The sequence below is a fragment of the Citrobacter sp. C6_1 genome, from assembly GCF_014596835.2.
GTDB classification, from domain to species: Bacteria; Pseudomonadota; Gammaproteobacteria; order Enterobacterales; family Enterobacteriaceae; genus Citrobacter; species Citrobacter pasteurii.
Map to the genome: position 1 here is coordinate 569591 of NZ_CP115031.1, position 16202 is coordinate 585792.

Annotated in this window: 11 protein-coding genes and 1 other RNA gene; 11 read left to right on the plus strand and 1 reads right to left on the minus strand. The window is 48.6% G+C overall.

All coding sequences use genetic code 11. The features are described from left to right. The first annotated feature begins 213 nt into the window (after positions 1-213). On the plus strand, positions 214-1023 hold the full coding sequence (locus IB196_RS02865; protein ID WP_005131736.1) for a DeoR family transcriptional regulator: 810 nt from the start codon (positions 214-216) through the stop codon (positions 1021-1023). A gap of 61 nt (positions 1024-1084) precedes the next feature. Here IB196_RS02865 and garD read toward each other — a convergent pair whose 3' ends face one another. After that, positions 1085-2656 (minus strand): galactarate dehydratase, encoded by a 1572-nt coding sequence (gene garD, locus IB196_RS02870; protein ID WP_149692150.1) that lies wholly within the window; start codon positions 2654-2656, stop codon positions 1085-1087. A gap of 403 nt (positions 2657-3059) precedes the next feature. Here garD and garP point away from each other — a divergent pair, with 403 nt between their 5' ends. From garP to IB196_RS02920, 10 genes are all read left to right on the plus strand, one after another. Then, complete coding sequence (gene garP, locus IB196_RS02875) at positions 3060-4394, plus strand: galactarate/glucarate/glycerate transporter GarP (RefSeq protein ID WP_188231869.1); 1335 nt, start codon at positions 3060-3062, stop codon at positions 4392-4394. A 15-nt stretch (positions 4395-4409) separates the two neighbouring features. Then, on the plus strand, positions 4410-5180 hold the full coding sequence (garL, locus tag IB196_RS02880) for a 2-dehydro-3-deoxyglucarate aldolase (RefSeq protein WP_005131731.1): 771 nt from the start codon (positions 4410-4412) through the stop codon (positions 5178-5180). 30 nt (positions 5181-5210) lie between these two features. Further along, positions 5211-6101, plus strand: coding sequence for a 2-hydroxy-3-oxopropionate reductase (garR, locus tag IB196_RS02885; RefSeq protein ID WP_040234084.1), 891 nt, complete (start codon positions 5211-5213; stop codon positions 6099-6101). Positions 6102-6166: 65 nt separating this feature from the next. Beyond that, positions 6167-7312 (plus strand): glycerate 2-kinase, encoded by a 1146-nt coding sequence (gene garK / locus IB196_RS02890; protein WP_188231870.1) that lies wholly within the window; start codon positions 6167-6169, stop codon positions 7310-7312. A 32-nt stretch (positions 7313-7344) separates the two neighbouring features. Beyond that, positions 7345-7721: RNase P RNA component class A (rnpB, locus tag IB196_RS02895), an RNA gene on the plus strand. 586 nt (positions 7722-8307) lie between these two features. Then, on the plus strand, positions 8308-9660 hold the full coding sequence (hdcC, locus tag IB196_RS02900; protein WP_005131726.1) for a histidine-histamine antiporter: 1353 nt from the start codon (positions 8308-8310) through the stop codon (positions 9658-9660). Between the two features lie 40 nt (positions 9661-9700). Beyond that, a complete protein-coding gene (locus IB196_RS02905; RefSeq protein ID WP_005131724.1) occupies positions 9701-10837 on the plus strand; it encodes a histidine decarboxylase in 1137 nt (378 codons plus the stop codon). Positions 10838-11049: 212 nt separating this feature from the next. Continuing rightward, positions 11050-12432 (plus strand): amino acid permease, encoded by a 1383-nt coding sequence (locus IB196_RS02910; protein WP_223236871.1) that lies wholly within the window; start codon positions 11050-11052, stop codon positions 12430-12432. Then, positions 12429-13697, plus strand: coding sequence for a histidine--tRNA ligase (gene hisS, locus IB196_RS02915; RefSeq protein ID WP_005131715.1), 1269 nt, complete (start codon positions 12429-12431; stop codon positions 13695-13697). Before IB196_RS02910 ends, hisS begins: the two co-directional genes overlap by 4 nt. After that, complete coding sequence (locus IB196_RS02920; protein ID WP_348936029.1) at positions 13698-15683, plus strand: ATP phosphoribosyltransferase regulatory subunit; 1986 nt, start codon at positions 13698-13700, stop codon at positions 15681-15683. The last annotated feature ends 519 nt before the right edge of the window (positions 15684-16202 follow it).

Here is a 16202-nt window from a genome sequence, read left to right on the forward strand (position 1 = left end):
TTCGTTTTGTTTCATTTAATATTGCATCATGGTGTTATAAAAATAAAACGAAAGATAATGGTTTTCCGATCTGTTTCACAAAAGAAACATAATGAAAGGTTTCAGCGTAAGCTCGTTCGGTTCTTACCCGTTTGTGGGGCTTGCATTCGCGTAAAGGAAAGGCGTTAATAGGAAAAACGAAATAAAACGAAAGATTCAACTAAAGGATTTCTTATGAGTAACACCGAGTCTTCTGCAGACAAGCGCGTTATAGGCACCAGCGAAAGACGTGAGCAGATCATCCAGCGGTTACGGCAGCAGGGAAGCGTTCAGGTTAACGATCTTTCCTTATTTTTTGGCGTCTCCACGGTCACTATTCGTAACGACCTCGCTTTTCTGGAAAAGCAAGGGATTGCGGTACGCGCCTATGGTGGAGCACTGATTTGCGAAGGCAATGCGCCTGTTGTGGAGCCTTCCGTAGAAGATAAGAGCTCACTTAACACGGCGGTAAAACGTAGTATTGCCAGGGCCGCCGCAGAGTTGATAAAACCGGGGCACCGCGTGATCCTTGACTCCGGCACCACGACCTATGAAATCGCCCGTCTGATGCGCCAGCATACCAATGTCATTGCCATGACCAACGGTATGAATGTCGCCAATGCGTTACTGGAAGCCGAGGGGGTTGAACTGCTGATGACCGGCGGCCATTTGCGTCGTCAGTCGCAATCTTTTTATGGCGATCAGGCTGAGCAATCGCTACAAAATTATCACTTCGACATGCTGTTTCTTGGCGTTGATGCGATTGATTTGGAGCGTGGTGTTAGCACGCACAACGAAGATGAAGCGCGTCTTAACCGCCGAATGTGTGAAGTGGCTGAGCGTATTATCGTCGTCACCGACTCGACGAAGTTTGACCGCTCCAGTCTGCATAAGATCATTGATACACAGCGGATTGATATGATTATTGTCGATGAAGGTATTCCAGAGGAGAGTCTGGAAGGATTACGTAAGCATGGCATTGAGGTTGTTCTGGTGAGTATCTGATAAAAAAGTCGGGGAAGTTTGCGAACTTCCCCGACCTGTAATCGAATTTAACTTTCAGGAATCAGGTTACCGGTGCCGGGTTAAATACCGCCAGCTGGTTATGCAGTCCCCACTGATCTGAGAAGGTTTTCTTACGTCCGCTGGCGACGTCGAGGATAAACTCGAACAGTTTCAGCCCCACTTCTTCAATGGTTTCTTCTCCGGTAGCGATGGTGCCTGCGTTGATATCCATCAGGTCAAACCAACGATTGGCCAACTCGGTACGCGTCGCCATTTTTATCACCGGCACGGCCATCAGACCGTACGGCGTACCGCGACCAGTGGTAAAGACTTGTACGGTGATCCCGGAAGCAACCTGTTGCGTGCCGCAGACAAAATCGCTTGCCGGGGTGGCTGCGTAAATCAGGCCGCGCCTGGTTGGACGCTGACCCGGCGACAAGACTTCGACAATCGCGCTCTTGCCCGACTTTGCAATAGAACCCAGCGCTTTTTCCACCACGTTTGCCAGACCGCCTTTCTTGTTACCCGGAGAGGGGTTAGCGCTGCGGTCAGTTTTCCCCATATCGAGATAGTTGTCGTACCAGGCCATCTCTTCGAGCAGGCGCTTGCCCACCTCTTCGTTAATTGCCCGCGGGGTCAGAAGATGGATCGCATCGCGGACTTCGGTCACTTCCGAGAACATTACGGTCGCACCGCAGCGAACTAACAGGTCGGAGGCATAACCTACCGCCGGGTTGGCCGTTACGCCAGAAAACGCATCGCTGCCGCCGCATTGCATGCCGACCACCAGTTCAGATGCCGGGCAGGTTTCACGCTGGCGCTGATTGAGCTTTGCCAGGTGGCGCTCAGCGACCTGCAAAATGTCTTCTACCATGGATTTAAAACCAACGTGTTTTTCATCCTGCAGGCTGACGATGCTGGCGCTGTCGACCGGAATACTTTTTACATCGTGAGTACCCTCCAGCAGACGCTCAGGCTGGAGTTTTTCGCAGCCGAGGCCGATGACCATTACTTCACCGCCGAAGTTCGGGTTCAGCGCAATATTGTGGATTGTACGAATCGGCACGATGGCGGCTGGCGCGTTAATCGCTACGCCGCAGCCGTACAGATGATTGAGCCCGACTACGCCGTCGACATTCGGATATTTGGGCAGCAGGTCGCGCTCAATGATTTTCACTACATAGTCCACCACTCCCGCCACGCAGTGCACGCTGGTGGAGATGCCGAGCAGATTCTTGGTGCCGACGCTGCCGTCAGCATTGCGGTACCCTTCGAAGGTATACCCCTCCAGCGGCGGCAGCGGTTCCGGGACTTTGGTTGCCAGCGGTAATGTTTCCAGCGGCGGGGCTTTTGGCAGTTCAACCATCGATTCATCGATCCAGCTGCCGCGTGGGATATCGCGAACGGCATAGCCTATCACTTCGCCATAACGTACGATTTCACCGTGAACAGGAATATCCACGAGCGCCACTTTATGTCCCTGGGGAATATGTTCAATTAGCTCCAGTCCATCCGGAAAACGCGTCCCGGCTTTCAGACCATTGTCATTGACAATAATCGCCACATTATCTGTGTCGTGAACTTTAATATAAAACGCCGTTGGCGATTCTTGTCTAATTTCGATGTCGGCCATTGTCCAGTATTCTCCAACAAGTGGTGATAATAGTGTGGATATTTATATTTCGAATCTCATTATCAGTAATAAAGATTCGGTATCGTGAAATAAGAATGTCAGGAGTTTATCGTGAAAAATGTGACAATGATCACTTAAACTCAGCAAGACCGCACCAGCAGGGGTAGCAATACGTAAATGTGTGGATTAGCGCCCATGCATGTGTGCATATGCCCAAAACATTATTTTCATAACGCATGTTTAATGAGCGCTTGCACAATGATTAACGTTGCGCTGCTGATTATACTAAATCACGGTTTCATAGCGTCTGATAAATTATTATACGTTTTTATTATCGGTAATTTATCACCAGGGATATCTGCCAAATAATAATAAAAACTTTTATGTACCCGAGGTAATTAGAATGATACTGGATACAGTTGTCGAGAAAAAGAAAGGTACGCACACTCGTTATTTAATATTGCTGATAATCTTTATTGTTACAGCCGTTAACTATGCGGACCGTGCGACGTTGTCTATTGCCGGTACGGAAGTGGCGAAAGAGCTACAGCTTAGCGCCATATCAATGGGTTACATTTTTTCGGCTTTTGGCTGGGCTTATTTGCTGATGCAAATTCCCGGCGGATGGCTGCTCGACAAGTTCGGCTCGAAGAAAGTCTACACTTACAGCCTGTTCTTCTGGTCGCTGTTTACCTTTTTGCAGGGTTTTGTCGATATGTTCCCGCTGGCCTGGGCGGGTATTTCAATGTTCATCATGCGCTTTATGCTGGGCTTCTCCGAAGCGCCGTCCTTCCCGGCGAACGCCCGTATCGTGGCGGCCTGGTTCCCGACAAAAGAGCGCGGCACGGCATCCGCGATTTTTAATTCCGCACAATATTTCTCCCTGGCACTGTTTTCGCCGCTGCTGGGCTGGCTGACCTTCGCCTGGGGCTGGGAGCACGTCTTTACCGTGATGGGCGTTATCGGTTTTGTGCTCACTGGGCTGTGGGTGAAACTGATCCATAACCCGACCGAGCATCCGCGTATGTCGCAAGAAGAACTGAAGTTTATCTCTGACAACGGCGCGGTTGTGGATATGGATCACAAGAAGCCGGGCGATGCAGCATCTGGCGGTCCTAAGCTGCATTATATCAAGCAGTTGCTGACTAATCGCATGATGCTTGGGGTGTTCTTCGGACAGTATTTTATCAATACCATCACCTGGTTCTTTCTGACCTGGTTCCCGATCTACCTGGTGCAAGAAAAAGGTATGTCGATCCTGAAGGTAGGCCTGGTGGCGTCTATTCCTGCGCTGTGTGGATTTGCCGGTGGCGTGCTCGGCGGGGTGTTCTCCGATTATCTGATTAAACGCGGCTCCAGTATTACTCTGGCGCGTAAGCTGCCAATTGTGCTCGGAATGTTGCTCGCGTCGACCATTATTCTGTGTAACTACACCGATAACACCACCCTGGTTGTCGCGCTGATGGCGCTGGCGTTCTTCGGCAAAGGCTTCGGCGCGCTGGGTTGGCCGGTGATCTCCGATACCGCACCGAAAGAAATCGTCGGTCTGTGTGGTGGTGTTTTTAACGTATTTGGCAACGTCGCTTCCATCATCACCCCGCTGGTGATTGGTTATCTGGTGAGCGAGCTGCACTCATTTAATGCTGCGCTGATGTTTGTAGGGTGTTCGGCGCTGATGGCAATGGTTTGCTACCTGTTTATTGTCGGTGACATTAAACGTATGGAATTGCAGAAATAAACAAAGGTATAGGCGATGAATAACACGATTTTCCCGAATAAGTTTAAAGCGGCTCTCGCGGCGCAACAGATTCAGATTGGCTGCTGGTCTGCATTAGCCAGCCCAATCAGTACCGAGGTTTTAGGCCTGGCAGGTTTTGACTGGCTGGTGCTGGATGGCGAACACGCGCCGAACGATATCTCGACGTTTATCCCGCAATTGATGGCGCTGAAAGGCAGCGCCAGCGCGCCGGTCGTGCGTGTACCGACCAACGAGCCGGTGATTATCAAGCGTCTGCTGGATATCGGGTTTTATAACTTCCTGATCCCGTTTGTTGAGACCGAAGAAGAAGCGGTGAACGCCGTGGCGTCGACCCGCTATCCGCCGGAAGGTATTCGCGGTGTGTCCGTCTCCCATCGCGCCAATATGTTTGGCACCGTACCGGACTACTTTGCGCAGTCGAATAAGAACATCACCATCATCGTGCAGATCGAAAGTCAGCAGGGCGTTGATAACGTTGACGCCATCGCGGCGACCGAAGGCGTAGACGGTGTCTTCGTCGGCCCAAGCGATCTGGCCGCGGCGTTAGGCCATCTCGGCAATGCGTCACATCCTGATGTGCAGAAAGCTATCCAGCACATTTTTGCCCGCGCGAAAGCACATGGCAAACCAAGCGGTATTCTGGCCCCGGTAGAGGCGGATGCGCGTCGTTATCTGGAGTGGGGCGCGACCTTTGTTGCCGTTGGCAGCGACCTTGGCGTGTTCCGTTCAGCCACACAGAAACTGGCTGATTCTTTTAAGAAATAACCACCATCGACAGTAGAGAGAGATAAAGACATGACAATGAAAGTTGGTTTTATTGGCCTCGGTATCATGGGTAAACCAATGAGTAAAAACCTCCTCAAGGCAGGTTACTCGCTGGTGGTTGCTGACCGTAACCCGGAATCCATTGCACAAGTCATTGCCGCAGGTGCAGAAACCGCTGCCACGGCGAAAGCCATTGCTGAGCAGTGCGACGTGATCATCACCATGCTGCCGAACTCTCCGCACGTGAAAGAGGTGGCGCTGGGGGAAGACGGTATTATTGAAGGGGCGAAGCCGGGCACAGTGCTTATCGACATGAGTTCCATCGCGCCGTTAGCCAGTCGCGAAATCAGCGACGCGCTGAAAGCGAAAGGCGTGGATATGCTGGATGCGCCGGTAAGCGGCGGCGAACCAAAAGCGATTGATGGCACGTTGTCGGTGATGGTTGGCGGTGATAAAGCGATTTTTGACAAGTATTACGATCTGCTGAAAGCGATGGCTGGTTCGGTGGTACATACCGGTGACATTGGCGCGGGTAACGTTACTAAGTTGGCGAACCAGGTGATTGTGGCGCTGAACATTGCGGCGATGTCTGAAGCGCTGACGCTGGCGACCAAGGCGGGTGTGAACCCGGATCTGGTGTATCAGGCGATCCGAGGCGGACTGGCGGGAAGCACCGTACTGGATGCGAAAGCGCCGATGGTCATGGATCGCAACTTTAAGCCGGGTTTCCGTATTGATCTGCATATCAAAGATCTGGCGAATGCGCTGGATACCTCGCATGGGGTCGGCGCGCAGTTGCCGTTGACTGCTGCAGTCATGGAAATGATGCAGGCGCTCCGCGCAGATGGGCTGGGCACCGCCGATCATAGCGCGCTCGCATGCTACTACGAAAAACTGGCGAAAGTGGAAGTCACACGCTAACAAGAAGGGCGCGGATGTGCGCCCTGTATTTCTTGCCTTGCGCGGCACAGTCAGGCTACATAACTATGAAAATCGTAATTGCCCCAGACTCTTATAAAGAAAGTCTATCTGCCACTGAGGTCGCTCAGGCAATAGAAAAAGGATTTCGGGAAATATTTCCCGATGCGCAATATGTTTCAGTTCCGGTGGCCGACGGCGGCGAAGGAACGGTCGAAGCCATGATTGCCGCCACGCAAGGGAGTGAATATTCCGCGTGGGTGACGGGGCCGCTGGGCGAAAAAGTGAATGCCTGCTGGGGCATGTCCGGAGATGGTAAAACTGCGTTTATCGAAATGGCGGCAGCCAGCGGTCTGGCGTTAGTACCTCCTGAAAAGCGTAACCCGCTAGTCACCACGTCACGCGGTACCGGGGAATTGATTTTGCAGGCGCTGGATAGCGGGGCGCAGAGCATTATTATCGGCATTGGCGGTAGTGCAACCAACGATGGCGGCGCGGGTATGGTGCAGGCTCTGGGCGCGAAACTTTGCGACGCTAACGGGACTGAGATTGGCTACGGGGGCGGTAGTCTGATGAGCCTCAACAGCATCGACATTTCCGGTTTGGATCCGCGATTAAAAACCTGCTCCATTCGCGTGGCCTGCGATGTGACCAATCCGCTCACAGGCGATACTGGCGCATCCCGCATCTTCGGCCCGCAGAAAGGGGCGACGGAAGAACGCATTCTCGAACTGGACCGTAATCTCTCTCACTATGCCGATATCATTAAAAAATCGCTCAGGGTGGATGTGAAAGACGTGCCTGGCGCAGGAGCGGCTGGTGGTATGGGGGCCGCGTTAATGGCTTTTTTAGGCGCGGATCTGCGCAGTGGTATCGAGATTGTGACGCAGGCGCTCAATCTGGAAGAACATATTCACGATTGTACGCTGGTGGTCACCGGTGAGGGACGCATCGACAGCCAGAGTGTGCACGGCAAAGTGCCGGTGGGCGTGGCAAGCGTCGCGAAGAAATACCACAAACCGGTAATTGGTATTGGCGGCAGCCTGACGCGTGATGTGGAGGTGGTGCATCAATATGGCATCGATGCAGTGTTTAGCGTCTTGACCAGCATTAGCACGCTGGAAGAGGCCTTCCGTGGGGCATTTGATAATATTTATCGTGCTTCAAGAAACATCGCCGCCACGTTAGCGATAGGAATGCGCAGTGCGGGGTGACATTACCCCGCAAACCCTCTATACTGCGCGCCGAAGCTGACCAGACAGTCGCCGCTTCGTCGTCGTCCTCTTCGGGGGAGACGGGCGGAGGGGAGGAAAGTCCGGGCTCCATAGGGCAGGGTGCCAGGTAACGCCTGGGGGGGAAACCCACGACCAGTGCAACAGAGAGCAAACCGCCGATGGCCCACGCAAGTGGGATCAGGTAAGGGTGAAAGGGTGCGGTAAGAGCGCACCGCGCGGCTGGTAACAGTCCGTGGCACGGTAAACTCCACCCGGAGCAAGGCCAAATAGGGGTTCACAAGGTACGGCCCGTACTGAACCCGGGTAGGCTGCTTGAGCCAGTGAGCGATTGCTGGCCTAGATGAATGACTGTCCACGACAGAACCCGGCTTATCGGTCAGCTTCACTCTTTATAAAACCCCGCTTCGGCGGGGTTTTGCTTTGTGAGACAGAATAGATGAATGACTGTCCACGACGCTATGCTCAAAAGAACGCGGCTTATCGGTCAGCTTCACTCTTTATAGAACCCCGCTTCGGCGGGGTTTTGCTTTGTGAGGCGTAGCTCACAGGAAGTCATCGTTCTGTCCGTTGTAACATAAATTATGTTCCCTCTTTTGAATCACACCCTTCTACTTTATCCATATCAGAAATGCCCGTTTTTGGCGTAATAAACAGGACATCTTTAAATTACTCATAATTATTAACATTAAAACAAAGCCATCAACAAAAAATTACATTATTAATAAATGATCGTCGTGATTTTTTCCTGATTATTTTAGTGTCGCCTTTTATTTATTCAGGTCGAATAAAAGGGGACAGAGTCAATTACTAATAAAATGGTTAAAAAGTGAGCGAAAAAACAGCTCAAAAAAAATTGATTCATTATTATTTTTGATTGTTGTCACAATAATGGACATTTCTATTCATAACAATGACCCACGAATTCAGTACGAATTTCCACTTATTGCAAAATTTTAAATTAATAGGAAACCATTATGGGAACAGTAAGCTCAGGCTCTGCTCATAAAATGGGAGTCATTGCCCTAACGTTAGTGACCGCATCAAATATGATGGGGTCTGGCGTATTTATGTTGCCAACTAATCTCGCAGGCATAGGCTCCATCTCAATATGGGGATGGGTATTTACCATCATCGGCGTTATTGCACTGGCATTAGTTTTTGCTAAAACTAGTTTAATTACACCTCGTACCGGCGGTATCGTTGCTTATGCCAGTGATGCCTTTGGCCCATTCATTGGGTTTCAGACAACAATGTGCTATTGGATCAGCGCATGGGTAGGTAACGTTGCATTATTGGTCGCAGGTGTCGGCTATCTCAGTTTCTTTTTCCCAGAGCTTAAAAATCCAACTTACGGTTGTATTGCCGCAATTATTATTCTGTGGGCATTTGTTTTCCTTGCTAGTTTTGGTGCCAAAGTTGCGGGGCGGGCACAATCCTTTACCGCAACTTGCGGGTTAATCGTAATATTAGGTGTAGGATTTATTGGGTGGTTCTGGTTTAACCCGTCGCTCTATACTGAAGTTTATAATGGAACGGGTCATAGTGATTCCTCGGCAATTATTTCTGCAGCGTCGATTGCGCTATGGGGCTTCCTTGGTATTGAATCTGCAGTCGTTTCTACCGGTCAGGTCGAAGATCCTGAACGCACGGTTCCTCGGGCTACCGTTATGGGGTTATTAATCGCTTCCGTATGCTATGTTGGTAGCTGCACCGTTATTATGGGGTTGGTACCACATAATGTTCTGGTAGATTCAGCTGCACCTTTTGCTGATGCCGCACGCTATATGTTCGGTAATACGGCAGGGAACATTGCTTCCGCACTGAGCATCATTGCCTGCTTTGGCTCAATTTCAGGTTGGCTGATACTTCAGTCAGAAGGCCCGCGCGCAGGTGCTCAACAAGGACTTTTCCCGAAATTCTTTGAAGAAACCAACAAGCAAGATGTCCCGATGAAAAGCCTCATTTTCACCGGTGTATTAATGAGTATTGTCTTGCTTCTGACGGCATCTCCGAATCTGGCGAAACAATTCCAGGCTGTAATTTTAATGTCGGTATTTGCTTCACTTCTGCCATATATGTACGCCCTGATTTCGCTTCCAATTATTCTTGTTTCGAAGAAAGCCAATCGTGGAAGATCGTTTATGTTTTACTGCACGTTGGTTGTTATTGGCATGATTTACTGCATTTTTGCTTTGCTTGGTTCTGGCAGCGACTCCATATTCTGGGGCATCTTGATGATGATGGTAACCATTCCATTGTTCTCTTTTGTTGCTGCCGGGCGTAGTAAGAAAGGTCAGGATATTCTTTATTTAGATAAACGTATCTAAACGTATCCAACTGTATTGGTTTTATCCACGGGAGTTTAAAATGACATTATCTATTGTCGATCAGAATAAGCTCGATGCTTTTTGGTCATATTGCGTAAAAAATCAGTATTTTAATATAGGCTATCCGGAGTCAGCCGACTTCGATTACACTATACTGGAACGGTTTATGCGTTTCTCCATAAATAATTGTGGTGATTGGGGAGAGTATTGTAATTATTTGCTGAACTCGTTTGATTTTGAAAAAGAAGTAATGGAGTATTTCGCCAGAATTTTCAAAATCCCATTTGAAGAAAGTTGGGGCTACGTTACCAATGGGGGAACTGAAGGTAATATGTTTGGCTGCTATCTGGGGCGTGAACTGTTTCCAGAAGGTACGCTTTATTACTCGAAAGATACTCATTATTCCGTTGCAAAAATTGTTAAGTTGTTGCGCATTAAATCAAGTCTGGTGGAATCACAGCCGAATGGTGAGATGGACTATGATGATTTGATTCGTAAAATTCAACGCGATAACGAAGAACATCCGATTATTTTTGCAAATATCGGCACAACCGTTCGTGGCGCTATTGATAATATTGCTGAGATCCAACAACGGATTGGTCAACTGGGTATCAAACGTGACGATTATTATCTACACGCTGATGCTGCGTTGAGCGGTATGATTTTGCCATTTGTCAACGATCCGCAACCTTTTAACTTCGCTGATGGTATTGATTCTATTGGCGTTTCCGGCCACAAAATGATTGGTTCGCCTATTCCCTGCGGCATCGTGGTAGCGAAAAGGAAAAACGTTGACCGGATTTCTGTCGAAATTGATTACATCTCTGCACACGATAAAACCATTTCTGGTTCTCGTAACGGCCATACACCGCTAATGATGTGGGAAGCTATTCGCAGCCATTCCTGGAGCGACTGGCAACGCCGCATTGAACATAGCCTGAATATGGCACAGTACGCAGTCGATCGCTTACAGGCTGCTGGTATTGATGCATGGCGCAATAAAAACTCAATTACCGTGGTTTTCCCTTGCCCGTCAGAAGCAGTCTGGAAGAAACACTGTCTGGCCACTTCCGGTGACATCGCTCACCTGATTACCACTGCGCACCACCTTGACTCCAGCAAGATTGATGAGCTGATTGACGATGTGATTGCTGACCTGAACCAGCAGGCCGCATGAAGAAAGGGCAGTGATAATCATCACTGCCCTCAGGGGCGGCGCAACCGATGCCGAGACCAATCAATATCGGTTGCGTCTATCAGGCTCTGTTCTTACAGAGCCTTCAACGAGATTACCGCTTTACCGATGGGTTGTAACGACAAACTTTGGCCCAGGACATGCGCGGGGGAAGTCCCGTTCATCTCACCATGATCTATTAAATGAGGACTGGCATGGATAAATGTTGCGCGAAAACAAACCAAATGGGCCTGCTTGCGCTGACCATGATGACAGCATCAAATATGATGGGTAGCGGTGTGTTTATGCTGCCTGCCACGCTTGCGAGAATAGGTTCAATCTCTGTCTGGGGGTGGGGACTTGCGTTTTTAGCGATTGCTGCCCTGGCACTCATTTTCTGCAAAATGAGTGAGTTATTTCCGCGCAATGGCGGCATCATAGCCAGTATTACTGCCAGCTTTGGCCCCTTTATCGGCCTACAAATGACATTGTTCTATTGGTTGTCAACGTGGATTGGCAACTGCGCGCTGCTGTTAGCCGGCGTGGGATATCTCTCTTTCTTCTTCCCGGTATTACACAACCCATTTTATGGCACGACGGCATGCATTGTGCTGCTTTGGTGCTCTGTTCTTTGGGGATTACGTGGAGCGAAACGGGTTGGCTATATGCAAATGTTCACGGGCAGCTGCATGGTGCTGGTGATCCTCAGCATCGGCGTCATGGGCTGGGGACATTTTGACGTTGCGCGTTATCAGGCTGCCTGGAATCTTAGTGGCGTCAGTGATCATCAGGCAATTATTAACGCGGCAACCATCTCATTATGGGGTTTTCTGGGTATTGAATCTGCATCTGTCTCGTTTAGCCAAGTGAAAAACCCACGCCGCACAATACCGCTGGCCACCTTGTTAGGGTTGGGGCTCGCTGGGTTATGTTATGCCAGTTCAACCAATGTCATGATGGGGCTACTCCCCCATGATGTGCTGATGAACTCCTCCTCTCCTTTTGCCGACAGCGCAAAAGCAATGTGGGGAAGTACGGTTGGAGCGATTATTTCAGCCATGGTTGTTATCGCTTGCCTCGGTGCGATGCCTGGTTGGCAAATCCTGCAAACGGAAGTGCCCAGGGCTGCGGCGGAAGATAATTTACTCCCTGCTTTTTTTGCCCGTACTAACCGCCATGGTGTTCCCTGGTGTGGGTTGGTTTTTACTGCAGCGCTGATGACTGCACTTCTGCTATTCACATTGTCGCCAAATCTGCAGAACCAGTTCCAGAGCGTGATTACATTGGCCATCTCTGCCAGCTTACTCCCCTATGCATTTGCTGCAGTATCACTGCCGGTCATGATGGTTGTTCATCGCCGGGGAGGAGATGCCAGTTTCTGGAGTTATTGCTGCCTCAGTCTGGTTGCGTTGAGCTTTATTGCGCTGGCGTTAATGACAGAGAGTGCCTCTACCGTGGTATGGGGAATTATTTTACAGATGATCACCATCCCTCTTTACCTTCTTTATGTTGCCCGACGCCATCGCCTGAACAAGGGTGTCCCGCAGCACAATTTGACTGAACAATATTTTTCTTTATTAAGCAAGGAGTTGTCATGAGCAAAATTCAGGCCATACGAGGTATGCGCGATGTGCTGCCTGACGAAACACCTATGTGGCAGTGGCTGGAGCGTAAATTTCATCAAATGGCGTTTCGTTATGGATACCAGGAAATGCGTCTGCCGCTCCTGGAACCCGTTGCGCTCTTTGAACGTGCGGTGGGTGAAGCGACTGATATCGTCTCAAAAGAAATGTACGACTTTACCGATAAAAGCGGTGAGCATATTACCTTGCGTCCGGAAGGAACCAGCGGATGTATGCGTGCGGTCCTGGAAAATAACATGTGTTACAACAAGTCACAGCGTTTGTGGTATCAGGGACCGATGTTTCGTTACGAGCGTCCGCAAAAAGGGCGGTTACGCCAGTTCACGCAGTTTGGCGTCGAAGCCTTCGGAATGTCCGGTGCCGATGTTGATGCTGAACTGATCTTTATGGTGCGCGATCTATTTGAAGATTTAGGCATATCACAGAACGTCAGGCTGGAAATTAACTCATTAGGGACACCGGAAGAACGCCAGGCACATCGCAGGGAACTGGTGAGTTGGTTCACTCAACATAGAGACTTGTTGGACGAAGACAGCATCAAGCGTCTGGACGTAAACCCTCTGCGTATCCTCGATAGTAAAAACCCTGAAATGCAAGAAATGATAGAGAACGCACCTCGTTTACTGGATTTTTTGGCGGATGATTCACAGCGGCATTTCAATACGTTGCGGACTCTGCTGGACAATGCCGATATAACCTATCACATTAACCCACGCTTGGTGCGCGGGCTGGATTACTATTCACGCACTGTTTTTGAATGGATTACCGATGACTTAGGTTCTCAGGGGACAGTCTGCGGTGGTGGTCGTTATGATGGCCTGGCTGAGTTATTTAATGGTAAGAAATTGCCCGCCTGTGGGTTTGCCATAGGTATCGAACGATTGTTGCTTCTGCTGCAGACTGTTTATGACGGCCTGAATCCTCAGTGGCAATTCCATCCTGACGTTGTGATTACCAGCGAGCTGGAAGATGGGGGCGTACAGGTGCAAGTGCTGGCTTGCGTGCTTCGTCGAGACTTGCCTGGTTTACGTGTCCTCACTGATTGTAGCGGTACCAAACTTAAACGACAGCATCAAAATGCCCTTAAGAGTGGTTGTCGTTTTATTCTGACCATTAATGCTGATCAACAAATTCGTCTTTGGGATTTACAAAATAACCAGCAAAATTTACTAGCGATTCAAGATATTGCATTACGACTTGATGAGCTTAACCAGAAATAAGTGAACTGGGCTATCAAAAGGGCATCTTGTTGTCTTTTGGTAGCTCCTGTAAGATTCTTTAGAAATCTTAATATATTAACAGACGTGGCTTATGTACTAATAAAAACACTATTTAGCCAACTTAAATATTATTCAAACATTATTCCTATGCCACGAAAAAACCGATTATTTATCGATGGAATTCCTCACCTCGTGCAATTGTGCGGGCATAATGATGAAACTATTTTTAAAGGTGAAGAAGATTACCAGTATTTTTATCAATGCATTGATGCTGCAATGAGTATCTATGCGATAAGATTATATGCGTATTCACTTTCATCAAAGAAAATATTTTTATTTCTGTCCGCTCCTGATAAAGAATGCCTCGGGCGTTTTATGCAATATATCGCCAAAGGTTACACCCACTACTTCAACCACCGTCACCAACGCCATGGTACGCTTTGGGATAGTCGATACAATTGCTGCCCCGTCGAACCCAACGCCTATTTCTTACTGACAAAAAAATACGTTGAATGCCATTGCGTGGATGAAACACCTCATCATAGTTTTGCTGATTCCCCTGAAGTGCGGATCACTCCCCATGAAGAGTATCTGCGCCTCGGAGAAAATGCGGCGCAGCGTTCAGGTGCCTACCAGCGCTTTTGCCTGGGTATGATTGTTCCAGCAGTCATTACGCGTATTGAGTCATCACTGGTGCAAAACTGCCTACTGGCAACGACACCTTACTCTCAGTCGCTGGAAGAAAAATATCAGCGGAATCTGCGGCCACGAAAAAGTGGTCGTCCACGTAAGCATTACCAGAACCCCGCCGCGGACTGGGAGTGGCTGGAAAAAAAAGCGGAGTATTTATTGCAGCAGTATTGCTACAAGGAGATCCGCATGCCGCTTCTTGAAAGGCTGAAAGAAAACGCTACGAGGTCTTTTTCCGGTGAAAGTGATGAGCTAATGCTTAATCATCAGGCGTTATTTCGTGGTGATGGAACGATGGGATGTCTACGGCTTTTATCGCAATATCAGAATTTACAAATTGGCACACGATTATGGTATCAGGGGGCAATGTTCCGCCGTCAGAACCAACAGAACATCAGCCAATTTCATCAATTGGGCGTGGAAGCGTTTGGCTATCCAGATATTGGCATTGAGATTGAACTTATTTCCTTACAGTACGATTTTTTCAAATCGCTACAACTGTTGCCGTTTGTCGAACTCAAAGTCAATACATTAGGCAATGCCGAGGAGTTCACTCAATTTCGCCGTCACTTGCAGCAATACTATCAGCCGCTGGCATCACTGCTTAATTCCAGGCAGTTAGCTTGCCTGGAGCAACATCCTGAGCGTTTACTGAGTGATAAAGATAATTTGATGCTGCGGCTGGCAGAAAAAGCGCCGCAACTTGAAGCATGCCTGTCATTACAATCCCGTCAGCGTTTTACGCATCTTTGCGACTCATTGACTGCACTGAATATCCCTTTTACCCACGATAAAAATCTCTTCCCCGTAAATGACTATAACGACCAGCTTTTCGAATGGTATGCGGATTCTTTGCATCACAATAAATTACTATGTCGGGGCGGGCGTTACGACAACAGCGCCAGTCGGCTAATTGGGCATCCTGTCTCTGCATGTGGCTTCGCTTTCATGCTGGAACCGATTATGCAGTTGCTCACCGTGACGAAAAAAAACAGCGATTACGCTAAGCATGTCGATGTTGTCATCATACCCAGCCAGGAACGGGCACGGGATCAGGCAATACTGCTTGGCCGCCGGCTCAGGCGTAATTTCCCGCATTTAAGCATTGTCAATGACTGCTCCACGCTACGCTTATCGACCCGGCAGAAGAACGCGCAACGCCAGGGAGCACGTTTTATTTTGCTTATAGACGGTAGCGACAATGAGGTCACTTTTTGTGATGAAGAAAACCATTGCTGGGTGCAAATCCCCCTTCATGAAGTGACAGCGCATTTAAGTATGGCATTAATGATGTAACCTGGTGGCTCGCAATGAGAAGTGGCCTTCCCTTTATTGAAGGAGATAACCTTCTTTATCTGGCAACAGGTACTGGTGGATATTTCCTGTTTTGTGATGGCCAACACAAAACGCTGTGCGATACGTTTTTATCGAGAATAAATGAACGTAATCGATCGCCATCACAAAATTACTCGCTGGTAAATCGTACAAAATCAGTGTTAATGTAATGTTGCATATGATGATTTTATGTATTATTTGATTTAAATATTAATGAATGCAATGTTTCTTTACAAACAAATAAGGCGAAAAAATGTGATGCATGGCGTTATTTATTCATGGTTACAATTAAAATATAATTAAATTTGATAAGTTGCTTATTAAATTTAAGCATCATTTTGCCGTATAATTGTTCTGTAATTGATTGAAATATAGCCTTTCACGATTTTTGGAAATAGCGGGAAAAGCAGGTGTGTTATTGCCATAAAATTCTGTTATCCCCCCATCTTTTTTTGATTAAAGTCAGGTTAAAGTGAGATC